20 protein-coding genes and 1 tRNA gene are annotated in these 23428 nt (G+C 46.6%); 2 read left to right on the top strand and 19 right to left on the bottom strand.

Annotated features, from left to right (window positions below; all coding sequences use genetic code 11):
- Positions 1–29: 29 nt before the first annotated feature.
- From AC0KUT_RS07835 to pgi, 13 genes are all read right to left on the bottom strand, one after another.
- Positions 30–121 (bottom strand) — tRNA-Ser (locus tag AC0KUT_RS07835).
- A 275-nt stretch (positions 122–396) separates the two neighbouring features.
- The gene (gene csrA / locus AC0KUT_RS07830) at positions 397–585 is read right to left on the bottom strand and encodes a carbon storage regulator CsrA (RefSeq protein WP_488834889.1); all 189 of its coding nucleotides are present in this window, start codon (positions 583–585) and stop codon (positions 397–399) included.
- Between the two features lie 222 nt (positions 586–807).
- Positions 808–2055, bottom strand: a complete 1248-nt coding sequence (locus tag AC0KUT_RS07825) for an aspartate kinase (RefSeq protein ID WP_488834886.1) — start codon at positions 2053–2055, stop codon at positions 808–810.
- 154 nt (positions 2056–2209) lie between these two features.
- A complete protein-coding gene (gene alaS / locus AC0KUT_RS07820; RefSeq protein WP_488834885.1) occupies positions 2210–4840 on the bottom strand; it encodes an alanine--tRNA ligase in 2631 nt (876 codons plus the stop codon).
- A 41-nt stretch (positions 4841–4881) separates the two neighbouring features.
- Positions 4882–5076: a Trm112 family protein gene (locus AC0KUT_RS07815; RefSeq protein WP_488834884.1), complete on the bottom strand. Its 195-nt coding sequence runs from the start codon at positions 5074–5076 to the stop codon at positions 4882–4884.
- A 95-nt stretch (positions 5077–5171) separates the two neighbouring features.
- Positions 5172–5999: a M23 family metallopeptidase gene (locus AC0KUT_RS07810; protein ID WP_488834882.1), complete on the bottom strand. Its 828-nt coding sequence runs from the start codon at positions 5997–5999 to the stop codon at positions 5172–5174.
- Positions 6000–6096: 97 nt separating this feature from the next.
- Positions 6097–7545: a pyruvate kinase gene (gene pyk, locus AC0KUT_RS07805; RefSeq protein WP_488834880.1), complete on the bottom strand. Its 1449-nt coding sequence runs from the start codon at positions 7543–7545 to the stop codon at positions 6097–6099.
- 11 nt (positions 7546–7556) lie between these two features.
- Positions 7557–8564, bottom strand: coding sequence for a type I glyceraldehyde-3-phosphate dehydrogenase (gene gap, locus AC0KUT_RS07800; RefSeq protein WP_488834878.1), 1008 nt, complete (start codon positions 8562–8564; stop codon positions 7557–7559).
- Positions 8565–8649: 85 nt separating this feature from the next.
- Positions 8650–9285 carry a bifunctional 4-hydroxy-2-oxoglutarate aldolase/2-dehydro-3-deoxy-phosphogluconate aldolase gene (gene eda / locus AC0KUT_RS07795; RefSeq protein WP_488834876.1) on the bottom strand — a complete coding sequence of 212 codons (636 nt, stop codon included), beginning with the start codon at positions 9283–9285 and terminating at the stop codon, positions 8650–8652.
- Positions 9286–9332: 47 nt separating this feature from the next.
- Positions 9333–10043 carry a 6-phosphogluconolactonase gene (gene pgl, locus AC0KUT_RS07790; RefSeq protein ID WP_488834875.1) on the bottom strand — a complete coding sequence of 237 codons (711 nt, stop codon included), beginning with the start codon at positions 10041–10043 and terminating at the stop codon, positions 9333–9335.
- On the bottom strand, positions 10043–11524 hold the full coding sequence (zwf, locus tag AC0KUT_RS07785) for a glucose-6-phosphate dehydrogenase (RefSeq protein ID WP_488834873.1): 1482 nt from the start codon (positions 11522–11524) through the stop codon (positions 10043–10045). The genes pgl and zwf overlap by 1 nt, the downstream gene beginning before the upstream one ends.
- Positions 11525–11722: 198 nt before the next feature.
- Entirely contained in the window at positions 11723–13549 is a 1827-nt protein-coding gene (edd, locus tag AC0KUT_RS07780) for a phosphogluconate dehydratase (protein WP_488834872.1), read from the bottom strand.
- A gap of 231 nt (positions 13550–13780) precedes the next feature.
- Positions 13781–15445: a glucose-6-phosphate isomerase gene (gene pgi / locus AC0KUT_RS07775; protein ID WP_488834870.1), complete on the bottom strand. Its 1665-nt coding sequence runs from the start codon at positions 15443–15445 to the stop codon at positions 13781–13783.
- A 565-nt stretch (positions 15446–16010) separates the two neighbouring features.
- Here pgi and AC0KUT_RS07770 point away from each other — a divergent pair.
- Positions 16011–17090 (top strand): beta-N-acetylglucosaminidase domain-containing protein, encoded by a 1080-nt coding sequence (locus AC0KUT_RS07770; RefSeq protein ID WP_488834868.1) that lies wholly within the window; start codon positions 16011–16013, stop codon positions 17088–17090.
- A gap of 5 nt (positions 17091–17095) precedes the next feature.
- Here the strand turns inward: AC0KUT_RS07770 and AC0KUT_RS07765 are convergent, their stop codons facing one another.
- Complete coding sequence (locus tag AC0KUT_RS07765; protein WP_488834867.1) at positions 17096–17761, bottom strand: alpha/beta hydrolase; 666 nt, start codon at positions 17759–17761, stop codon at positions 17096–17098.
- A gap of 171 nt (positions 17762–17932) precedes the next feature.
- On the opposite strand from AC0KUT_RS07765, the gene ppnN reads away from it, so the two are divergent.
- Positions 17933–19345: a nucleotide 5'-monophosphate nucleosidase PpnN gene (gene ppnN / locus AC0KUT_RS07760; RefSeq protein ID WP_488834866.1), complete on the top strand. Its 1413-nt coding sequence runs from the start codon at positions 17933–17935 to the stop codon at positions 19343–19345.
- 372 nt (positions 19346–19717) lie between these two features.
- On the opposite strand, the gene tadA is transcribed toward ppnN, so the two are convergent.
- From tadA to AC0KUT_RS07735, 5 genes are read right to left on the bottom strand one after another with little or no spacing between them, the layout of a single operon-like run.
- A complete protein-coding gene (tadA, locus tag AC0KUT_RS07755; protein ID WP_488834865.1) occupies positions 19718–20254 on the bottom strand; it encodes a tRNA adenosine(34) deaminase TadA in 537 nt (178 codons plus the stop codon).
- A complete protein-coding gene (locus tag AC0KUT_RS07750) occupies positions 20254–20520 on the bottom strand; it encodes a DUF1653 domain-containing protein (protein ID WP_488834864.1) in 267 nt (88 codons plus the stop codon). Before AC0KUT_RS07750 ends, tadA begins: the two co-directional genes overlap by 1 nt.
- A gap of 24 nt (positions 20521–20544) precedes the next feature.
- Positions 20545–21243: a transglycosylase domain-containing protein gene (locus AC0KUT_RS07745; RefSeq protein ID WP_488834863.1), complete on the bottom strand. Its 699-nt coding sequence runs from the start codon at positions 21241–21243 to the stop codon at positions 20545–20547.
- Positions 21243–22448, bottom strand: coding sequence for a CaiB/BaiF CoA transferase family protein (locus AC0KUT_RS07740; protein ID WP_488834862.1), 1206 nt, complete (start codon positions 22446–22448; stop codon positions 21243–21245). Before AC0KUT_RS07740 ends, AC0KUT_RS07745 begins: the two co-directional genes overlap by 1 nt.
- The gene (locus AC0KUT_RS07735; protein WP_488834860.1) at positions 22435–23412 is read right to left on the bottom strand and encodes an NAD(P)H-quinone oxidoreductase; all 978 of its coding nucleotides are present in this window, start codon (positions 23410–23412) and stop codon (positions 22435–22437) included. Before AC0KUT_RS07735 ends, AC0KUT_RS07740 begins: the two co-directional genes overlap by 14 nt.
- Positions 23413–23428 lie beyond the last annotated feature (16 nt).

Genomic DNA, 23428 nt, shown 5'->3' with positions numbered 1-23428 from the left:
TCTTTCGATTGGGCTTTTTAGCAATTCAATGGCGGTGAGGGAGGGAGTCGAACCCTCGATACCGTTTAACGGGTATACTCCCTTAGCAGGGGAGCGCCTTCGGCCACTCGGCCACCTCACCATAACTACTTTGAAATTCTGCGCTTAAAAACATTTTCATGTTTCTTTGCACTCCCTCTCTCAGCAGGTGCGGCATAATATCATATTTCTCTTAAATTCAAAGGCTTGAATGCGAATTTTCAGAAAAAAATAAATTATTTTTAAATCCGTATGCTTTTCATACCATTATTCTTTTAATTTAATTTTTCATACCCTTAAAACGCCTGCGCGGTAAATGATCATCTCATTCACCGCGCAAACGATTAAGCAAGCACAAATAAATTATTTAAAACAAACCTATTCTTGCTCTTCTTGATTTTGCTTTTCACGTTGGATTCGTTGATAAATCTCTTCGCGATGCACAGCAATATCTTTAGGTGCATTAACACCAATTCGGACTTGATTACCTTTCACACCCAGAACAGTGACAGTTACCTCATCACCTACCATCAGTGTTTCGCCAATACGGCGGGTCAAAATTAACATCTTTAATCTCCTTCACTCATCCTGTAAGAGAACGATTTAGACACCCCTTGCCACCATCGCCCCTCGAATAACCCCTTTCGCTTTACTGACACCTAGATGCCTGTACTAAGTATCGTCTACTTTTCACGAAAAGGAAGAAACCCCTTAGTATTTTTCTGTTTATTTGCTCAACAAACAGCCACACACGGAAAACACCTTAACTAAACCACAGTTGTATAAGACCTAGCCCCTCACACGGTCTTCTGTAGGCTCGGCATCCAAACCAAAAGCGGTGTGCAGACTTCGCACAGCCAACTCCAAGTAACGCTCTTCAATGATTACCGAAATCTTAATTTCTGACGTTGTAATCATTTGAATATTAATTCGATCTTCAGCTAAAGCAGTGAACATCTTCGATGCAACGCCAGCGTGAGAGCGCATACCCACACCCACGATAGAGACCTTAGCAACCTTATCATCGCTGCGCACTTCACGTGCACCTATTTCTTTTGCTACCGACTCTAGAACCTTTACAGCCTTGTTCATATCATTTTTATGAACAGTGAAGGTTAAATCAGTAGTGCCATCTGCGCTCACATTTTGTACGATCACATCAACTTCAATATTAGCAGCACCCACAGGGGCTAAAATTTTGGCGGCTACGCCTGGAGTGTCGGGAATTCCAGTCAAAGTTACTTTAGCTTCATCACGGTTAAATGCTATACCGGAAACGAGTGGTTGTTCCATAGTCGAGTCTTCCTCATCGAGGGTAATCAGAGTTCCTGGGCCATCTACAAAGCTGGAGAGTACACGCAAAGGCACATTGTATTTACCTGCAAATTCTACTGAGCGAATTTGCAATATCTTAGAGCCAAGGCTTGCCATCTCTAGCATTTCTTCAAAGGTAATTTTTTCAAGACGACGCGCGCGCTCAACAACACGAGGGTCAGTGGTGTAAACGCCATCAACATCAGTGTATATCTGGCATTCATCTGCCTTTAGGGCAGCGGCCAAGGCCACGCCTGTGGTATCAGAACCGCCACGACCAAGAGTAGTAATATTCCCTTGCTCGTCTACACCCTGAAACCCAGCGACAACCACCACACGGCCAGCATCAAGATCGGCACGCATATTGGCTTCATCAATTGCTTGGATTCGCGCCTTATTGAACGAGTTATCAGTCAGAATACGCACCTGACCGCCCGTATAAGAGCGTGCGTCTACACCGCGTTTTTTCAAGGCCATGCAGAGGAGAGCAATAGTCACTTGTTCTCCAGTAGACACCAACACATCCAGCTCACGCGGATCGGGGGTGGTTTGAATTTGTGTAGCCATACCTATGAGGCGATTAGTCTCTCCGCTCATTGCAGACAAAACCACCACCATATCGTGACCCTGAGCACGAAAGCCAGCCACCTTATCGGCAACCGCTTCGATGCGCTCGACAGTACCCACAGAGGTACCGCCGTACTTCTGAACTAACAAGCTCATTCCAGCCTATTCCTCGTATATTGAATTGAATGCAAAGAACTAATAACTAGATCACAAAAAAGGGGGCAATTAAACACCAGTTTGCAATAAAAGTTAACCCAAATGCATGATAAAACACGGATATATCACGCTTTTATCACTATATGTACAGTGATTAGCCGAGTTGCTTGGTCACCCAAGGCACTACAGACTCCAGGGCTGCATTAAGAGCCGCCACATTAGTGCCGCCACCCTGCGCCATGTCAGGTCTACCGCCACCTTTTCCACCTAGCTGCTCGGCAACGTAACGCATAAGGTCACCCGCTTTCACTTTGGCGGTAATATCCTGCGTCACACTTGCCACCAAAGCAACCTTATCGTCTTCTACAGCAGCAAGCAGTACCACCGCAGTGCCCAATTTATTTTTAAATTGATCGGCAGTATCTCTTAATGACTTGGCGTCTGCATCGGCTAAATTCAAGACCAATACCTTAACACCAGCAATTTCTTGTGCCTGAGACAAAACATCCCCACTGCCCGCAGTCGCTAATTTGGTCTTTAGCGCAGCGAGATCTTTTTCGAGTTTGCGGCTTTGGAGCATCATCTGCTCCAGCTTTTCAGCAAGGTTCGTGCGATTAGCCTTAAGCGTGTAGGTCGCCGAGTCTAATAAAGATTCAACTTGATCAAATAGCCCCAAAGCTGCCGCACCCGTGACAGCCTCTATACGACGCACACCGGCAGCAACACCCGCTTCTGAGGTAATTCTAAATAAGCCGATATCGCCCGTGCGCTCAGCATGTGTGCCGCCACAAAGCTCCACTGAAAAACCATCACCCATAGTCAAAACGCGCACGCTATCGCCGTACTTTTCACCAAATAGCGCCATAGCGCCCTTAGTTTTGGCCGTCTCCATATCGCACAACTCAGTAGCGATTGAGGAGTTAGCACGTATTTGAGAGTTCACGAGCTGCTCAATTGTTTTTAATTGCTCTGCAGTTACAGCCTCGAAATGAGAGAAGTCAAAACGTAACCGCTCAGAATCAACCAATGAGCCTTTCTGTGTCACATGCTCACCGAGAATTTTACGCAGTGCGGCATGCAATAGATGTGTTGCAGAATGATTGAGTGCAGTGGCTTGACGTAAGCTAGCATCCACTTTGGCACCTAATTGATCGCCAACAGATACAGCACCCTGCAATACATGCACTAAATGAAGATGGGTGCTCCCTTGCTTTTGACAGTCACGTACTTCAAGACGGTTGGTGCCAAGCTCAAGATAACCACAATCGCCCGCTTGACCGCCAGACTCACCATAGAAAGGCGTGCGATCCAATACCACTACACCATCATCACCTTCTAGCAGGCGCTCAACTTTGGCGCCCTCTTTCAACAGTGCCAGTACCTTGCCCTGTTCTGCCAAGCTGCTGTAGCCAAGAAACTCACTCGCAGGCAAATCTATCCCCGCAGCGGTATAGTCAACCTTAAAACTACCTGCAGCGCGTGCGCGTGCGCGCTGTTCAGCCATAGCGGCATCATAGCCAGCTAGATCAAGGGTGTAACCTCGTTCACGGGCTATGTCATTGGTTAAATCTTGCGGAAAACCGAAAGTATCATAAAGCGTAAACACCAACTTACCGGGTATTTCTTTACCACTCAACTTGGTAAGCGCGTCTTCTAGTACAGCAATTCCTTTGTCCAAGGTTTTTTCAAACTGCTCTTCTTCTTGCAGTAATACTTTTTCAATTTGTGCTTGAAGCTTAATTAGCTCTGGGTAAGCACCACCCATGACCTCACCCAAGGATTTTACTAATTTATGGAAAAAAGCCTGCTTTTGCCCCAGTTGGTTACCATGGCGAATCGCGCGTCGAATAATTCGGCGTAAAACATAACCGCGCCCTTCATTGGAGGGAATGACGCCATCGCACACCAAAAATGAACAAGAGCGAATATGATCAGCAATTACCCGTAGGGATTTATTTTCCAAATCGGCGGTGTTAGTGACTTCAGCAGCGGCTTGCAACAAGTGCTGAAAGAGATCAATTTCATAATTGGAGTGCACCTTCTGCATCACGGCAGCAATCCGCTCAAGCCCCATGCCCGTATCGACAGAAGGTGCAGGCAGCGGATGCAACACGCCGTCTGGCGTGCGGTTAAACTGCATGAACACGTTATTCCAGATTTCAATAAAGCGATCGCCGTCTTCTTCTGGTGAGCCCGGTGGGCCACCCCAAATATCAGCGCCATGATCGTAGAAAATTTCAGTACAGGGACCGCAGGGGCCAGTATCACCCATGGCCCAAAAGTTGTCAGACGCATAGGGTGCGCCCTTGTTATCTCCAATACGGATTAATCGCTCAGCCGGCACACCAACTTCTTTATGCCAAATATCATAGGCTTCATCATCTGATGCATAGACTGTGACCGACAGTTTTTCCGCTGGAATATTTAGCCAGTCCTTGGATGTTAAGAACTCCCAAGCATAGGTAATTGCATCGCGTTTAAAATAATCGCCAAAACTAAAATTGCCTAGCATTTCAAAGAAGGTGTGATGACGTGCGGTATAGCCTACATTTTCAAGGTCATTGTGTTTGCCGCCAGCGCGCACACAGCGTTGCGAGCTGGTTGCACGCGTATAAGGACGTTTATCGTCACCAAGAAAAACATCTTTAAACTGCACCATACCCGCATTCGTAAATAACAAGGTTGGGTCATTGCCCGGCACCAACGAACTACTGGGTACTATGGTGTGACCTTTACTCTCGAAATATTTTAAATAGGCGTCGCGAATTTCAGCGCTTGTCATCATGGGTTACAACTCATCAAATGTTATGCAATCTGGCCTAGCAATCAGTGCTGGCGCTCTTCAATTTCTTCGTTACTTAAAGTACGAGCTTCATTTTCCAGCATAACTGGAATGCCATCGCGAATGGGATATGCCAAACGGCTTGCCCAAGAAATCAATTCTTGTTGCTCTGCGCGATATTCCAGCGCACCTTTGCTCACGGGGCAAACTAGAATGGCAAGTAATTTTTTATCAATCATGCGTCTGACTCTACAAATAGGTGATCAGGGGGCGGTATCTTACACTGCTCACAGCAGATATGTCTCTAGGAGTAAGTCAGTTCCAGAAACCTAACTTAGGGTGAATGAGGCATAGCTCCAACCAATAATTGCGGATCTACACGTTCTTCAAACCAGTTCATACGCCAATCCAAATGCGGCCCAGTCGCACGACCAGTCTGCCCCACTTTAGCAATGGCCTGTCCCTGCGCAATTTTATCGCCTTTATTAACCAGTATTTTACTCAAATGAATAAAGGTTGAAGAAAGACCGTGGCCGTGATCAATAATCAAGGTTCCTCCCGAAAAGAACATATCGGGATGCACCAAAGTCACCACTCCAGCTGCGGGTGCCTTCACTAAAGTGCCTACTGGGCGCGCTATGTCAACGCCATAGTGCGGACTGTTAGGCGCGCCATTATAAAAACGTTGGCTACCATAAACACCGCTAATCGGCCCCGTTAAAGGCCAGATGAATTTTTGTGCAAAAAAATCGAGTGGTAAGTCATCTTTACGCGCTTCAGCAGCCATCTGCGCCTCACGTTGACTGCGCGCCACTTGCTTGGGGTCTGGCGTTACCGTTCTCTGCGGAACCCCAGTGACTCGCTGAATTTGATAGGTGCGCTGCTTAACGTTATAACTATATTGTTGACGTTTGCCCGAACTATCTAAGATAGAAATGACCGCCGTTTTAGCCGCGTCGCGCCCGAGTCCAATCACAAAAGTACCGTCCTCCGTTAAGCGCAGGCTGCGCCCTTGAAACTCCACGCGAGAACCTAATTCTACCTTTCCGTATATAACCGCGCCCTGCTGCCATTCACCTCGCACGTCTAAGGCAAGTGCGTAAGGTATGGCGTTCACGCTTAGCAACCCCACTAGAGCTGAGAGCAACGTAGTCAATTTCATATACACATCCAACAAGAGCTTCTACATAAATAAATTGCATTCTACACGCAAAAAAAAACGGCAGTAAAACTGCCGCTTTTTTTGACAAACTTAATCACTACTTTGCCAAGTGATCGCCAACACGCAATATTTTCATGGTGTTAGTGCCACCCAAAACAGTGGTATCACCGCTTGAGAGAATGATTAAATCACCATCTACAACAATATTACGGGTTTTTAACAGCTCTACCGCACGCGTTAAATCTTGCGCACAAGGTACAGCTTCGGTATCAAAAGCAACGGGATGCACGCCGCGATACAGCGCCACTTTACGCTGAGTGCTCACATGACGCGAGAAAGCGAAAATAGGCAACTGCGAACCTACGCGCGACATCAAACGCGGTGTGCTACCTGATTCCGTTAACGCAATAATTGCCTTAACACCTGACAAGTGATTAGCGGTGAACATTGAAGCCAAGGCGATAGATTCATCGATTGAACTAAAATCTTCGTCCATACGATACTTATCAAAGCTGGCCGTTGGATGTTGCTCCGCGCCCAAAATAATACGCACCATTGCTTCAACAGTTTCTACCGGAAAATCACCGGCCGCTGTTTCAGCAGACAACATCACTGCGTCAGTACCATCGAGTACGGCATTCGCCACATCGAATACTTCAGCGCGCGTTGGGAGCGGACTATTGATCATAGACTCCATCATCTGAGTCGCAGTAATAACCACTTTGTTCAATGCGCGCGAGCGTTCAATAATACGCTTTTGCACACCGATCAAGGCTGCATCGCCAATTTCAACACCCAAATCGCCACGAGCTACCATTACCGCATCGCTCGCGCGGATAATATCGTCAAGCGTTTCATTGTCAGCTACAGCTTCTGCACGCTCAATTTTTGAAACCAACGCAGCCTTACCGCCAGCCTCTTCCATCAAACGACGCGCTAAATTCATATCTTCAGCGCTGCGAGGAAATGAAACTGCCAAATAATCTACATCGATCTCAGCGGCAGTTTTAATATCAGCCATATCTTTATCGGTCAATGCGGGTGCGGTTAAGCCGCCACCTTGACGATTGATACCCTTGTTATTAGACAAAACACCGCCAGCAGTCGTAGTGGTGTAAATGCGCGCACCTTCGATGCGATCAACTTTTAATACCACGCGACCATCGTCAAGCAAGAGCATATCGCCCGCTTTACAATCGTTAGGTAACTCTTTGTAGTCAATACCCACTTCGTCTTGATTGCCCACATCACGCTCAAGCGACGCATCCAATACAAATTTATCACCCACTTTCAGGTGGATTTTACCTACCGCAAAACGTGCGATACGAATTTTTGGGCCTTGCAAGTCACCCAAAACCGCAACATGACGACCATGCTTCGCAGCCAACTCACGCACCATGACAGCACGACGTTTATGATCTTCAGGTGAACCGTGTGAAAAATTCAAACGTACCACGTTCACACCAGCAACAATCAAGCGCTCCAAGACTTCGGGCGACTCTGAGGCGGGGCCGAGGGTACTTACAATTTTTGTACGTCTTAACATGTGAAGCTCTCTTATTTTGCTGACATCAATGCCAAGGTGTTATCCAACATGCGGTTTGAGAAACCCCACTCGTTATCATACCAAGACAATACCTTAACCCACTTGCCGTACACTTTGGTTTGCAAAGAGTCGTAGTTCGATGAGTGCGGATTGTGGTTGAAATCGATTGACACCAAAGGCTCATCAACATAAGCCAACACACCTGGCATTTCAGTCTCTGATGCTTTTTTCATAGCGGCATTAATGCTTTCTACAGAAACATCTTTTTCTACCAGCACATTGAGATCGACTAAAGAGACATTAATGGTCGGTACACGTACAGAAATACCATCTAGTTTGCCTTTCAACTCTGGCAACACCAAGCCCACTGCTTTTGCAGCACCGGTGGTGGTTGGAATCATAGACTGGGTAGCTGAGCGCGCGCGGTAAATGTCTTTATGGTACACATCAGACAATACCTGATCATTGGTATAAGAGTGAATAGTGGTCATAGAGCCTTGAACGATCGTGAAGTTATCATTCAATACTTTGACAATAGGCGCCAAGCAGTTAGTAGTACAAGAAGCGTTAGAAATAATAGTGTCAGTTGACTTCAATACATTGTTGTTCACGCCGAATACAACGGTGGCATCAACATCAGTACCTGGAGCAGAAATAATGACTTTCTTTGCGCCGGCAGCCAAGTGCAAACCTGCTTTCTCTTTGCTAGTGAATATACCGGTACATTCATAAACCACATCTACCTTCAGCTCACCCCATGGCAATTTAGCGGGATCACGCTCTGATGTGATACGAATTTCGTCGCCGTTAACAAACATGGTTTCGCCTTCAAATTTCACGCTGCCATTAAATACACCGTGAACAGAATCATACTTGGTCAAATGGGCATTGAGATGAGCATCGCCCAAGTCGTTAATGCCTACTATTTGAATTTGCTCGCGCTTACCAGACTCATACAAGGCACGCAGTACATTGCGGCCAATACGACCATAACCATTAATTGCCACTCTGATAGTCATTACTTTCTCCTAGGTTCAAAAGGTTGCCCATTGTGTCTGGGCTTTAATTTAAATAGTTTCTAATTTTTATGTGCCGTGCTTTTATCTATGAACGAGGCAAGCTAGCTGCTTCTCGCGCCAAACGCTCAATTTCATCCCAGCGACCAGCTTTCATCAATTCCTTCGGCGCCATCCAAGTTCCGCCCACACAAGCTACATTTGGCAATGCTAAGTAACTAGGTGCTTTTGCCAAATCAATACCGCCCGTTGGGCAGAAGGTAATTTGTGGCAAGGGGCCACCGATAGATTTCAACATAGGAACACCGCCCGCAGCTTCGGCAGGGAAGAATTTCTGATGAGTAAAACCTTGGGTGTAAAGATGCATAGCTTCCGTCGGCGTAGCCACGCCAGCCAAAAGTGGAATGCTTGATGCTTTTGCCGCTTCAATTAACGCTGGGGTCGTGCCTGGGCTCACTAAAAAAGTAGAGCCCGCTTTTATTGCTTTTTCTAAATCTGCAGGTGTAATAATAGTTCCGGCACCAATCACTGCATCGGCAGGCAAAGCTTCAACCATGGCGGTAATAGCGTCCAACGCACAAGGCGTGCGCAAAGTAATTTCCAATACCTTTAGGCCGCCATTATAAAGCGCTCTCGCCAAGGGAACTGCGTCTTCTATGCGCTCTACTACCATCACAGGAACAACAGGTGCTACTTTGAGAATTTGATCAATTGATAATGCCATTGTGAGTCCCTCGTAAGATTCAATAAAAAATTAATTCGACATTGTAATTAAGGCGCCCAGTAAATACTGACAGATACTTGTTGCTGTTGCAGTACGGCGCGAATTGGCATGGCCGCCACATCAGATCCAGCTTGAGCTGCCCGTAACACGGCAAGCTTTTCTTCACCGGTAATTAGCAAAACCAAAGATTTAGAGCGCAGCAGACCAGCCAAGGTTAGAGTCATACGCTCAGTAATAGAGCCAGTAACCTCACTTTGAATAGCATTTATAACGGCACAAAGGTGCTCACTCGCAGGATTTAATGCGGCTTCAAGCCCAGGAGCATAGGGGAAAAGTGATGCAGTATGGCCATCGGAGCCCATACCTAAAATAGTGACATCAAATGGCTGCGCCAATTGCTGATAAGCACTTTCGCAATCTGCCCAGCCTTCCATAGCCGTGTCAGCAGAGTTTTTCATGCCCACCAAGTTTGCCGCTGTAGCATTATTTTGGAAGAGATGTTTGACCGTAAAGGCTTCATTGCTTTTGTCGTGATCGAATGCAACCCAGCGCTCATCAACGAGAGCGACGTAGACTGCATCCCAATCCAAATCAACTTGGCTTAGAGCCTTATATAAAGGCTCAGGTGTACTGCCACCAGACACCATAAAACTAGCTTCACCGCGCTCATCTATAGCGCTGCGCAAAGCCGCTTCACACTCTGCTTGCAATGCCGCAATCATAGCGGCACGATTTTCAAATAGATGTTCTGTGACCATTAGTTATCAATCCCTTTAAGTGCGTCTTCAATGCAGAACCAACGACGATGATCACTTGCAAGCATCAAGCTAGCCGCTTGTGGGCCCCATGTTCCCGCCATATAACCTTGTGGTTTATTTTCAGGGCGCTGCCACGCTTGGATAATAGGATCTACCCAAGCCCAGGCTGCATCTACCTCAGCGCGGTGAATAAACAAACTAGGATCATTTGCCGCTGCATCTAACATCAGACGCTTATAAGCATCTGAAACAAAATTTTCATAACTGTCGGCAAATTCAAAATTTAAAACGACTGGGTGCAGTTTCGTTTCATGTTTCGCTAAATCTTTAGAAACCAATACGATTTTAATACTCTCTTCTGGTTGCAAGCGTATAACCAAACGATTGGGTGTAACCAAGCCGGCCGTGTCAGGATAGATGCGACGAGCAGTATCTTTATACTGAATAACGATTTCAGCAAAACGCTCTTTCATTCGTTTACCGGTGCGCAAATAGAAAGGCACATTGGCCCAGCGCGGCGTATCTATGTGGGCGCGAATAGCCACAAATGTTTCAGTATTACTGGATTGACCCAGCTCTTCCAAATAACCAGGAACAGCTTTGCCACCCATCTCACCCGCAACATATTGACCGCGCACTGAATTGTACTTAACAGTGTTGCCCGTCAAAGGACGCAAATTCTTTAACACTTCCAACTTGCCAGCACGAATGCAATCGGCCGTCATATGCTCAGGCGGCTCCATAGCAACCAAACACAGCAATTGCAAAATGTGATTTTGGATCATGTCGCGCATAGCACCCGCGCCATCATAGAAGCTGGCGCGTCCTTCTAAACCAACGGTTTCAGAAATGCTTATTTGCACATGATCAATCGAGTTGGCGTCCCAAAGATGATCAAACATGCCATTTGCAAAGCGCAGCGCCATAAGGTTTTGTACGGTTTCTTTACCCAAATAATGGTCAATACGAAAAATTGCATCTTCAACGAAATATTCAGCAATCTGGCTGTTAATTTCTTCTGCTGTTTGGGCGTCATAACCCAGAGGCTTTTCAACGACAACACGAGAGTTCTTAGTAATCAAACCAGACTCATGTAAGTGTTTACAGCAAACGCTAAACACAGATGGCGGCGTAGAAAGGTAGTACACGCGCTGGCGGTTATCACCGCTGTTGAGCAACTGCGCCATTGCATCCCAATGTTCGTCTTTAGTTGCTATATCGAGAAAGACGGGATAAATACGCTTAGCAAAATCATCCCACTCTGCAGCGATAAACTCACCGGCATTCAAATGCTTTTCCGCTGCTGCGCGCACTTTGCCTTGGTACTCCTCAACCATTTGCGCATTGCGACAGGTAGGAACTATACGTGCGTCAGAAGGCAAAGAGCCATCGCGATGAGCGCGGTAAAGACCGGGAATCAATTTGCGCAGAGCTAAATCACCAGCGCCACCAAAAATGACAAAATCAAACGCTTCGAGCATGAGGGTATTCCTGTGTGTGAATCTAAACTGAGTAATAAAATCTTTAGATCTTGTTGTCGTCATTCACCCACTGCTTAGCAGTCGGCTTGTGTCTCGCGTAATACAAAGTAAGTTGCTTAAGGTAACGACAGCTAAAAAACAACTCACCTAAAAAGAAAGACCCCGAACCTAAGTTCGGGGTCTGGATTCCAACTGGAATTACCAGTTAAAAACCGTTGCACCCTCTTCCGCCATACCGACGGTAGCGCGCAAGGGCGCAAACAGTTCACGGCCCATGCCATTGTGAACTTGTGTTAGATCGCAAACTGCTGGCTGGCGTGCGGCCAAGTCTTCTGCACTAACTAACAACTCCAACTTACCCGACTCAGCATCCAGCTCAATAATGTCGCCGTTGCGGATCAAGGCAATAGGGCCATTATCCAAAGCCTCTGGGCTAATATGAATAGCGGCAGGTATTTTACCTGATGCACCCGACATACGCCCATCGGTAACCAAGGCAACTTTAAAGCCGCGATCTTGTAATACCCCCAAAGGCGGAGTCAATTTATGCAATTCTGGCATACCGCAGGCCTTAGGACCTTGGAAGCGAACTACCGCGATAAAATCTTTTTCCAACTCGCCCTTTTTAAAGGCTTGCTGCAGCTCTTCTTGACTATGGAATACTATAGCGGGTGCGACTACCTTACGATGATCGGGCTTAACTGCAGAAATCTTAATTACCGAACGCCCCAGGTTCCCCTTAAGCAACTTCATGCCACCCTCTGCACTAAATGGCTTTGAAGGCGGACGCAGAACCGCATCGTCGAGGCTTTGCGCAATAGCATCGCGAAATACAATCTCACCATTCTCTAAGTAAGGTTCTTTGGTATAAGGATCTAAGCCGCCATCGCCCATCATGGTCTTCACATCATTATGAAGCAGGCCAGCCGCACGCAATTCGCGCATTAAATACCCCATACCGCCTACGGCTTGGAAACGATTTACATCAGCCAAACCATTGGGGTAGATACGACACATAAGGGGAATGATATCAGATATGTCAGACAAGTCCTGCCAGTCGATAATCACACCTGCCGCACGCGCTATAGCGACTATATGCATTGCATGGTTCGTCGAGCCACCCGTTGCCATTAAGCCTACAATCCCGTTGACTATAGACTTCTCGGTAACTATGTCAGCAAGTTTAATATCAGTATCGCGCGCCAGACGAGCCAACTGATGCACCGAAGCACGTGTTAGCGCCTCACGCATGGGAGTATAAGGATTGATGAAAGTACTACCGGGCAAATGCATGCCCATAATTTCCATCAACATCTGATTGGTATTAGCGGTGCCGTAAAAAGTACAAGTACCTGCACTGTGATAAGAAGCGCTTTCGGCGGCTAACAATTCTTTGCGGCCAACTTTACCTTCTGCAAATAGCTGGCGAGCCTTCGCTTTCTCGGCATTGGGTAGCCCCGGCGTCATGGGACCCGCAGGAATAAAGATAATCGGCAATTGCCCAAAAGAGAGCGCGCCCATCATTAAGCCCGGTACAATTTTATCGCACACACCCAAACAAATAGCAGCATCAAACATGTCATGTGAGAGCGCAATAGCAGTGCTCATAGCAATCACATCACGGCTAAAAAGCGACAGTTCCATACCAGGAAAACCCTGAGTAACACCATCGCACATCGCGGGCACACCGCCAGCCATTTGGGCCGTCATGCCCATCTCATGAGCGGCAGCCTTTATCGGCTCCAAGTACTCACCATAGGGCACATGAGCTGACAGCATTTCGTTATATGAGGAAACCACACCAATATTGGCCGCTTGACCTTCAGCCAACGCTTCTTTGTCTGAACTGTTGCAAGCGGCAAAGCCATGAGCGAGATTGGCACAGCCAAGATGATGACGCGCAGGTCCGGTAGGACGGAATTTATCTACTCGAGCAAGATAGGCAGCGCGTTTTTCGCGGCTGCGCTCAATAATGCGCTCAGTAATAGCGACAAGTCGTGAATCCGGGTTAAAAACATCAGTCATGGGAATACCATTGCTCGTGTTGTCTAATACATCGCTAGCAGCTAGGGCTTGCGAATTTAATTCTGGATGTTTTTCTCTACTATTTAAGCAGCTGTTATTCTTCTGAAATCATGTAAATTCGTCAATTTACGAGGCCGGCCTCCCTGCCCTGCCTTTCTAGCACCAGACTATCTGGTAACAAGCGATCTTGGCATCAAACTATCGATAAAAAGCCATACTGCACAAACTTGTCTAGCTAGATTTGGCACGCTTATAAAATTCGACCAAATTACGTGTGGAGCCATCGTGCTTAGGGTTAACCGGTGTATCAAGTGCCAATTCTGGCTGAATACCCGCCGCCAACACCTTACCCAGCTCTACGCCCCACTGGTCAAAAGAGTGAATGCGCCAAATGATACCCTGAACGAAGATTTTATGCTCATATAGCGCGATCAAGGCACCCAATGTTTTAGCATTCACTATAGGCAAAAGAATGCTATTGGTGGGGCGATTACCGCGATGTACCTTGTGTTCCACTATCTCTTCAATTCGCGCTGCGGGTAAGCCCTTCGCAGTCAACTCACGGCGAACTTGATCGGCATCTATACCCTGCATCAAAGCCTGGGTTTGCGCAAAGAAGTTCGCCATCAAGGTATCGTGGTGCCCCTCAACCGCCACCGTTGGCGCCACAGAGCCAATAAAGTCAGCAGGAATAATATCGGTGCCTTGATGCAACATTTGATAAAAAGCATGTTGGCCGTTAATGCCCACCTCACCCCACACCAAGGGCACACTGCCATAATTCAATGGCTCCCCAGCCCAATTGACTGACTTGCCATTACTTTCCATTTCCGCCTGTTGCATATAGGCAGGAAACCGATGCAAACATTGGTCATAGGGCAGTAATGCTTGGGCGGGATAACCCATAAAATTGCGATTCCAAATACCAACTAAGGCCATCATTACCGGTGCATTATCCGCCAACGGCGCACTTAAAAAGTGCTGGTCCATCTCATAGGCGCCCTGCAGCAGCTCTTCAAATGCTTCATAGCCTAAAGAAAGCGCAATGGGCAAACCAATCGCCGACCAGAGGGAGAAGCGTCCGCCGACCCAATCCCACATGTCAAAAATATTTTCTTCTGCAATGCCAAACGCTGTTACTAACTTGCGATTTGTCGATACTGCTACAAAATGCTTGGCAATAGCAGCATGGCTTTGCGCAGCCGCCATAAACCATTGCTCCGCCGTTTTAGCGTTAGTCATGGTTTCTTGAGTCGTAAACGTTTTAGACGCGATGACAAACAATACAGCTTCAGGATTTAAGCCTGCCAATACTTCTGCAATCTGCACGCCATCCACGTTAGAGACATAATGCATCTTTAGGCGGCTATCGCTATAGGCTTTCAATGCTTCAGTTACCATCAGCGGCCCCAAATTCGAACCGCCTATACCAATACTCACCACATCGGTAATTGGCTTGCCGGTATAGCCCAGCCATTCACCCGCGCGCACTTTAATAGACAACTTGCGCATGCGCTCTAATTCAGCATTGATCGCTGGGCGTACATCCTGTCCATCAATCATAATAGGATTACTTGATCTATCGCGCAGTGCCACGTGCATCACCGCACGATCTTCAGTGGCATTAATATGCTCGCCGGCAAACATTTTGTTGCGCCAAGCCTCAACCTCAGACTCTTGCGCCAAAGCCAAAAGTGCTGTTTTAGCATCCGAATTAATGAGGTTTTTGGAGTAATCGAGGAGAAAGCTGGGAAGCTCTACTGAGAAGTTTTCAAAACGTTTGGCATCTTGCTGAAATAAATCGTTAATTCGCTGGGGCTTAAGTTGCGCAGCCAAATCAGTTAGGCGCTTCCACGCAGGCAAATCAGTTGGGCATTTAATAGAGGGGCTGGTCATTTACTACTCCGTAAACTGGGTGTATAGGTTAAATCCTAAGCAGGCAGATGGTGGCCATGACTATCTTATAAAACAATGCCTTTTATATAGTGATCGTAGTTGCCGCCAGATCTTCGCCTTTAGCAGCACTATTTCCCTGAAATTTATTTTATGCGTCTGTGACAGGCAAGCTGATGTCAGCTCAGTGCACAACTATAGACACTTGTTTGGAGATTGTGCACCAAAGACCAAAAAGGATAGACTTCCTAATGATGGCAACGTTTCCCAAACAATATCCTAGATTAATCACTTTATATGCAAGCCATCAGCAGAACAGACGGAAGTTCTAGATGCATAGAGAAATGCATAAATGCAATGAAGAAAAACTCACATCAATTTTTCTAGTCTGCAAGAAAAACATCCGCTTGAAAAAGGCGGCTATGATAGGCAGATGGGGTTTGAGTGTCAATTAAGGCACTCTTTTAGCTTAGTAAAAACGACACCCAATTATTCAATAAAAGTAAAAAAACAAGGGGTTTAACAGTCTCCTTTCGCAAGAATCTGAAATCAAGAGTAACTCAACCCCATGACGTACATAGATTCACAGCCGCTAGGTATCATCGAAGGTTTTTTTGGCCGAGAGTGGAGCTGGGACGATCGAGCGGCTTACGCAAATTTTCTTGCACTAAATGCGTTCAATTTTTACATCTACGCACCAAAAAGCGACAAAAACCTGCGCATGCAGTGGCAGCAAAATTGGCCGCAAAGTAACTTCTCACAACTCTGCAATTTGCGCGAAACCTTTCGCAAGCAAGATATAGACTTTGGCATAGGATTAAGCCCGCACGAAATCTATTTGGATAAAACGCACAGTCAAAGACACCAACTCAAACAGCGTCTCGAACAAATTAATCAACTGCAACCCGACATTCTCTGCATACTCTTTGATGATATGCGCGGCGACATCCCAAACCTTGCACAACTGCAAATTGATATAGCGCATCAAGCTGCAGCGCAATGCAATGCCAAACATATTATTTTTTGCCCCACTTACTACAGCTTTGACCCTATTCTTGAAAAAGTTTTTGGGGAGATGCCTGCCAATTACTGGGAAGTTTTCGCACAAAAATTAGATCCAGCAATAGATATTTTTTGGACGGGCGAAAAAGTATGCTCAACCGACTACAGTGCCACGCACCTCAGTAAAATCAGCGAACTTATTGGTAGAAAGCCTTTTTTATGGGACAACTATCCCGTTAACGACGGAGCATCAAAATCAAAAATATTGCAACTGCGCAGCGTTGGAAAGCCCCACAGCCAGCTGAGCGGCTTATTAAGTGGCCACGCGATTAACCCTATGAATCAAGCCTGGCTGACGCAAATTCCACTACTCAGTTTCGCGCAGGCCTATACACAAAAAAATAACTACAACCCAAGCTTCAGTTTTTACAACAACTGTATTGCACTTTGCGGAAAAAAGCTTGGCCAACAACTTATAGCTGACATTGATTTTTTACAGGATAAAGGGCTGGACAAAATAACTGAGCCCGAGCTAAATAGATTGATCTCAACCTATCATCAGTTTCCAGATAATCCTTTTGCCCGAGAAATTAACGCATGGCTCCAAGGTGAATATCGTTTTGATCCCGCCTGCCTCACCGAATAACAAGCCTATTTCAACAAGCTTTGCAGCCAAATTGAAATACGAGCAACTTGTTCAGGGCAAACACTGTGTCCCATCGAAAAAGATTGATACTCAACACTGAGCCCCATGTCTGATAACTGCCGAAATGCGCGCTGACCCAAAGCCTCATTCACCACTTCATCTTCGCTGCCATGCTGAATTAAAATAGGCAGCTGCTGATTTTGTGAGTGAATCTTCAAGGTATTAACAGTGGCAAAATAACTAGACATTACCAATATACCTGCCAAGCCGTGCGCACAACTTAAGCCAGCTTCGTAAACCACCGCACCGCCTTGTGAAAAACCAACTAAGGCAATTTTATTAGGCGCCACACCCCGCTCAATTTCTCGTTCGATTAAGGCTTGTATAGCTTTCGCACTAGCACGTAATTGTGGTTCATCAACCTTACGCTCAAAATCCATTTCTAGAATATCGTACCAAGCTGGCATAACATAACCGCCATTAACGGTGACGGGCATTTCAGGCGCATGAGGGAAAATGAATCGCACCGCCAGTGATGAAGGCAGATGTAACTCTGGCACTAGCGAGCTAAAATCATAGCCATTGGCTCCCAGCCCATGCAACCAAATAACACTCGCTTGTGCCGCCATACCAGGCTGCGTTTCAATTTCAACTGATGGTAAATAGCTCATGCAATAATCTCGTTTTTGGGTTGTTTTTTAACCACCAAATTGGGCGATACCTATTTCTCAGAAAAATAAAAAAGTACACCATAAGCAGTAAAATGAAAAAAATCCCACTACACTGCATAAAGAATCAATTGAATTTATCCCACAGTCGCATCGCAGATGCTAAGGAATAACATGACGAATTACCACCCTTACAAATCCGTACATGAAGAGGCAGGCGAATACGAAACCATAGACGCCATCATCTCTCCTGTTGGCCACCTCAATATACTCTCCAAAATAGAAGTCGCTAAATTGCTCGACTCCAGTCAAAGCGGGCTTTATAAATTATTTCGCAGCTGCTCATTAGCCGTGCTCAATTGCGGAAACTACCTAGACGACGGCAAAGAATTACTCAATCGCTATAAAAGCTTTTCTATCAGTATTATTCAGCAAGAGCGCGGCATAAAACTCGATGTAAAAGGCGCCCCCGCCAGTGCTTTTGTTGATGGAAAAATGATCAAGGGTATCAGTGAGCATCTTTTTACCGTGTTGCGCGATGTCATCTTCGCCAGCGGTGAAATTGAAACCAATCCAAAATTCAACTTAGACACCACCGAAGGTATTACTGACGCGGTATTCCATCTATTGCGCAATGCAAAATTATTACAACCTGGCCTCGATCCAAATTTAGTAGTGTGCTGGGGCGGGCACTCTATCAGCCGCAATGAATATGACTACACCAAAGAAGTTGGCTACCAACTCGGTTTGCGCGGTTTGGATATTTGCACTGGCTGCGGCCCAGGTGCCATGAAAGGGCCGATGAAGGGTGCCACCATAGGTCACGCGAAACAACGCACAAGCCACGGGCGCTACGTTGGCATCACTGAACCCGGTATTATTGCTGCAGAAGCCCCCAATCCAATCGTCAACCAACTCACCATAATGCCGGATATCGAAAAACGCTTGGAAGCGTTTGTTCGCTTAGGTCACGGCATTATTGTCTTCCCTGGTGGCGCAGGCACAGCTGAAGAAATTTTATACATTCTCGGCATTTTGTTGCACCCCGACAATAAAGATATACCCTTTCCACTTATTTTTACCGGTCCAGAAAATTCCGCAGAATATTTTGCGCGCGTCGATAAATTTATCGGTGATACCTTGGGCGCAGAAGCACAGGCACTCTACAAAATTTTTGTGAATGCTCCTGAAGCTGTGGCTCGAGAAATGAAAGCCGGTATTCAAGAGGTGCGCGAATTCCGCAAACGTAGCGATGATGCTTACTACTTTAACTGGCAGTTAAAGATCAGCCCAGACTTACAGCAGCCGTTCACCCCCTCTCACGACAATATGCGAAACCTAGAATTGCATAAAAACCAACCAAGCTATCAGCTTGCTGCAAACTTACGCCGTGCCTTTTCAGGCGTGGTTGCGGGTAATGTGAAAGAAGAAGGTATTCGTAAGATTGAAGAGTTTGGTCACTTTGAGCTGCATGGCGACCCCGAAATCATGCACCCAGTGGATGAGCTACTTACCTCTTTTGCCGAGCAAAATCGCATGAAATTGCCAGGGAGAAACTATATACCCTGCTATAAAGTTATTAAATAATCACTTAAATGACTATTTGGGAATATGTTGTAGTCAATGTCTCACAAAGATTGCCGATTTTAGCGACTATCTACAACAAGGCTCTAGGCAGATAATAGCCACATCAAGGAAGTAGACAATGATGTGTAACGGCCAAGTAAGGTCAAGGGATGCGCCCACCTGTAGAGGAAGCGATGTCGGAGACATCAAGGGATTGCACTAGCGCAGGAGGAATGGCGGTCAGGGAAGCAACAGGAGTTGCAGCAGAATTGACTACTTCAATCAGGGATTGATACGAACGGGGCCGCTTAGCGGCCCCTAATCGTTTCTGAGGTGTCATTATTCCGCTGTTTAAGTCCCCTCCAACTTTCACCTCATAGTCCAATCAAAAACCTACTCATAAGAATCTCCTTTAGTCGCAAGTTTTTCCTGTCGCTTTTGCTCGCGCCTGCGCTGAAAAAAGCTGCTGAGCTGATGCTGACATTCCGCGGCCAAAACACCCCCCTCATGACTTACGCGGTGATTAAGGTAATCGCTATCTAACAGCTGCGCTTTACTCACCACAGCACCTGCCTTAGATTCATAAGCACCAAATACCAAACGCTCTATACGCGCATGCACTAATGCCCCTACACACATAGTGCAGGGTTCGAGAGTGACATAAATACTGGCACCCAAAAGGCGATAATTTGCAGCAGCGGTGGCGGCCTGACGCAAGGCTTGTATTTCAGCGTGTGCAGTAGGATCGCAACCACTGATAGGCTGATTCCAACCTTCACCTAAAATTTGTCCGTCACGTACTATGACAGCCCCGACGGGCACTTCCTGAAGCATTTCCGCCTTTGCCGCCAGCACCATCGCATACTGCATCCAATACGCATCATCCCCAACAGCTAACTTCGCTCCTGAGTTCGTATTGTGATCTTGCATCAAAGTTCAACCTCATGAATCTGCGGTGCCAAATAAGTAGCAATTTCCGACTCACTGAGACTGCGCACAAACGAAAAACGCGCAATAGTTTCTCCTGCAACATCAACAGTTTCACAAAACATGTCTAACGGGCGCACCCACCATGAATAGTCGCCGTAGAGACAGCGATAAAACACAAGAGACTCACGCGTCTCACTGTGCGTCGCCACTTGAAATACAAAATAATCATGGCCTTTATAATGACGATATAAACCAGTATTCAACATAACAAAGCCTTAATAACAATAAAACTAATGAGATACTTCCGTACAATCTGGATAATCTGTATCAAACCAACCTTGCGCCTGACACTGACCATCCAGCAAGTGCGTAATTTTGTTGGCGCGTTCATCCAATAGCCCTGCATTTTTATGTGGATGATAAAGATTGGGGCCCTTAATCATGGCCACTAACCGAATAAAATCTGCGCGTGCAAGCTGATCTAAAGGTTGATTGAAATATTGCTGACTTGCCGCCGCCAAACCTACAACAGCTTTTTTATTCACTTGCCCCATGTAGAGCCTCATCACATAAGCGTTTAGCTGCTCGGATTTTGGCATATTAGCGCTCAAGATGAGTGCCATAAAATCTCGACCTATATCGATTTTTTTACAACACTCAAACACACGGCGATAAAAACCTTGTATTAACCCACTTACACCCTGCAACTCTTGTCCATAGAGGAAAAAATCGCGCGCTAACGAAGAGGTGAGCGTGGTCACGCCTTGGCCACTTGAAAGATCAAGACCGTAATGCTGATAAAAACGCGGATCTTCTACTTGCAATAAAATCCACTCAAACTCTGGTGAAAGCTGGGTGGGCACTACCTTATAGCTGCGATGCAATGCCTCATAGGCATTATTAGCCCAAATCATCACTATGGCTAGGTAAACAAGATGCGCGCATAAAACCCAGAGGAGCCAACGACTCATGCGTTTAAGATAAATCATTAACCTATAACGCCCGCATTTTTTAATTCAGCCAAGTCCGCGTCAGAATAATTCAATAAGGTCTGCAACACCTCCTGTGTGTGACTGCCAATGTCTGCACCAGGCCAATCGGTTCGCCCGGGGGTGCCAGCAAGTTTAGGCAGTATGGCGGGAATTTTTAAGGGCTTACCATCTATTTCAACCTGCTCGAACATACCGCGCGCGTTAAATTGCGGGTCGGCAAACATATCTTCCACATTGTAGATGGGGCCGCCCGGTACGCGCGCCTCATCCAACAGACGCAAAATTTCATCTGATTCTAAACTCATACACCAAGCCGCCAAGGCATTATCAATTTCGCGTTCATGCAGGACTCGCCCTGCATTATTGGCCATGCGCGCATCAGTCGCCATTTCTGGATGTCCCGCTACCGTCATCAGCCGCTGGAAAATAGAATCACCATTGCCACCAATTACAACATATTTCCCATTTTTACAGCGATAGGTGTTGGTAGGCACTATACCCGTCACCGTGGTGCCCGATGGCTGACGTATAACACCCGCACCATCAAACTCCGGCACTACCGCCTCCATTAAATTAAACATGGATTCATAGAGTGCGACATCGACTAACTGCCCCAAACCCTCATCACTTCGCTCGCGTCCAAGCAGCGCTAAAGCTATACCTAAGGCAGCATGAATGCCCGCGATGGTATCGCCAATACTCAAGTTAGGCCGCACCGGTGCTTGATCGGCAAAACCGTTCACATAGCGAAAACCGCTCATGCCTTCGCACACGGAAGCAAAACCCGGCTTATTCGCGTAGGGGCCAGTTTGGCCGTAACCTGAAATTCGCGCGTAAACACATTTAGGGTTCGATTGTTTGATTTGCTCCGGCCCTAAACCCCAGGCTTCCATTACACCTGGGCGAAAGTTTTCTATAACCACGTCAGCGCTATCAATTAGTTGCCGCGCAATTTTCTGCCCTTCTGTTTTTTTCAAATCGAGCGTCACACTTTTTTTATTGCGCCCCAAGCTGCGCCACCAAAGCGATGTACCATTTTCCACCACCCGCCAATTGCGGATAGGGTCACCTTCAGGCGGTTCAATTTTAATTACTTCAGCCCCAAAGTAAGCCAGCATACAACCGGCAAAAGGGCCCGCCAATAGCTGCCCTACTTCAATGACTCTAATGCCATCCAAAGGGCGTGCTTTATTCTGTGTCATGGGTAAGATCCAATATTATTTTACCTATGTGTTGACTGGACTCCATTCGCGCGTGCGCCGCAGCGGCATGCGCCAAGGGAAACACCGAATCAATCACTGGCTGAATTTTTTTATGCTGTAACAGTGGCCAAACATTTTTTAATAATTCTTGCGCAATCAGCGCCTTTGTCTCAGCGGGTTGCACCCGCAGCGTGGAGCCCGTTAAAACAAGTCGCTTGAGCATTAAGGGCATAAAATCTACTGTGCTTTTACTGCCCTGCAAAAAAGCGATGTTCACGATACGGGCTTCTTTGGCAGCAGCAGAAAAGTTGCGCTGAATATAATCGCCACCCACCATATCGAGAATGACATTAACGCCCTGCCCTTTAGTTTGCATTTTTATGATTTCAACAAAATCTTGCTTGCGATAGTTAATCGCAAATGCACCTAGCTTTTCGCACGCGATACATTTCTCATCAGAGCCAACCGTCGTAAATACATTGACACCAAAAGCCCGCGCCAACTGAATAGCTGTTGTACCTATGCCACTGCTGCCACCGTGAATCAATAGGCTTTCACCCGCCGTTAAGCGGGCACGTTGAAAGAGATTATGCCAAACGGTAAAAAAAGTTTCGGGCAGTGCAGCTGCTTGAACAAAAGAAAAACCATTAGGTACTGGCAAACATTGTGCTGCCGGTGCAGCAGCATATTGTGCATAACCGCCGCCATTGACCAAGGCACAAACCTTGTCGCCGAGGTGCCATTGAGTCACGGCATCGCCACAGCTAATGATTTCGCCCGCAACCTCTAACCCTAAAATAGGTGAGGCATCTATAGGTGCAGGATATAGCCCTTGGCGCTGTAGAATGTCAGGGCGATTAATGCCCGCCGCATAAACGCGAATTATCACCTCGTGAGGCTTTGGCTGCGGCGCGGCCATTGTCTGCAATTCTAATTGTGCGGATGTTACCTCTATGAATTTCATCCGCTGCAGATCCTGA

The sequence above is a fragment of the Cellvibrio sp. 25HG11W-0 genome (genome assembly GCF_057815475.1).
The sequence above is the reverse complement of the archived record's forward strand: the minus strand, read 5'-3'. Positions and strand labels throughout refer to the sequence as shown.

What these genes read in the sequence shown, in the direction of transcription:
- AC0KUT_RS07745 (WP_488834863.1), bottom strand. Translation starts at nt 21,243, where the DNA reads ATGATTTATCTTAAACGCATGAGTCGTTGGCTCCTCTGGGTTTTATGC.
- pgl (WP_488834875.1), bottom strand. Translation starts at nt 10,043, where the DNA reads ATGGTCACAGAACATCTATTTGAAAATCGTGCCGCTATGATTGCGGCA.
- AC0KUT_RS07825 (WP_488834886.1), bottom strand. Translation starts at nt 2,055, where the DNA reads ATGAGCTTGTTAGTTCAGAAGTACGGCGGTACCTCTGTGGGTACTGTC.
- AC0KUT_RS07765 (WP_488834867.1), bottom strand. Translation starts at nt 17,761, where the DNA reads ATGAGCTATTTACCATCAGTTGAAATTGAAACGCAGCCTGGTATGGCG.
- tadA (WP_488834865.1), bottom strand. Translation starts at nt 20,254, where the DNA reads ATGCAAGATCACAATACGAACTCAGGAGCGAAGTTAGCTGTTGGGGAT.
- AC0KUT_RS07735 (WP_488834860.1), bottom strand. Translation starts at nt 23,412, where the DNA reads ATGAAATTCATAGAGGTAACATCCGCACAATTAGAATTGCAGACAATG.
- pgi (WP_488834870.1), bottom strand. Translation starts at nt 15,445, where the DNA reads ATGACCAGCCCCTCTATTAAATGCCCAACTGATTTGCCTGCGTGGAAG.
- zwf (WP_488834873.1), bottom strand. Translation starts at nt 11,524, where the DNA reads ATGCTCGAAGCGTTTGATTTTGTCATTTTTGGTGGCGCTGGTGATTTA.
- AC0KUT_RS07815 (WP_488834884.1), bottom strand. Translation starts at nt 5,076, where the DNA reads ATGATTGATAAAAAATTACTTGCCATTCTAGTTTGCCCCGTGAGCAAA.
- gap (WP_488834878.1), bottom strand. Translation starts at nt 8,564, where the DNA reads ATGACTATCAGAGTGGCAATTAATGGTTATGGTCGTATTGGCCGCAAT.
- AC0KUT_RS07740 (WP_488834862.1), bottom strand. Translation starts at nt 22,448, where the DNA reads ATGACACAGAATAAAGCACGCCCTTTGGATGGCATTAGAGTCATTGAA.
- pyk (WP_488834880.1), bottom strand. Translation starts at nt 7,545, where the DNA reads ATGTTAAGACGTACAAAAATTGTAAGTACCCTCGGCCCCGCCTCAGAG.
- alaS (WP_488834885.1), bottom strand. Translation starts at nt 4,840, where the DNA reads ATGATGACAAGCGCTGAAATTCGCGACGCCTATTTAAAATATTTCGAG.
- AC0KUT_RS07810 (WP_488834882.1), bottom strand. Translation starts at nt 5,999, where the DNA reads ATGAAATTGACTACGTTGCTCTCAGCTCTAGTGGGGTTGCTAAGCGTG.
- eda (WP_488834876.1), bottom strand. Translation starts at nt 9,285, where the DNA reads ATGGCATTATCAATTGATCAAATTCTCAAAGTAGCACCTGTTGTTCCT.
- AC0KUT_RS07770 (WP_488834868.1), top strand. Translation starts at nt 16,011, where the DNA reads ATGACGTACATAGATTCACAGCCGCTAGGTATCATCGAAGGTTTTTTT.
- ppnN (WP_488834866.1), top strand. Translation starts at nt 17,933, where the DNA reads ATGACGAATTACCACCCTTACAAATCCGTACATGAAGAGGCAGGCGAA.
- csrA (WP_488834889.1), bottom strand. Translation starts at nt 585, where the DNA reads ATGTTAATTTTGACCCGCCGTATTGGCGAAACACTGATGGTAGGTGAT.
- AC0KUT_RS07750 (WP_488834864.1), bottom strand. Translation starts at nt 20,520, where the DNA reads ATGTTGAATACTGGTTTATATCGTCATTATAAAGGCCATGATTATTTT.
- edd (WP_488834872.1), bottom strand. Translation starts at nt 13,549, where the DNA reads ATGACTGATGTTTTTAACCCGGATTCACGACTTGTCGCTATTACTGAG.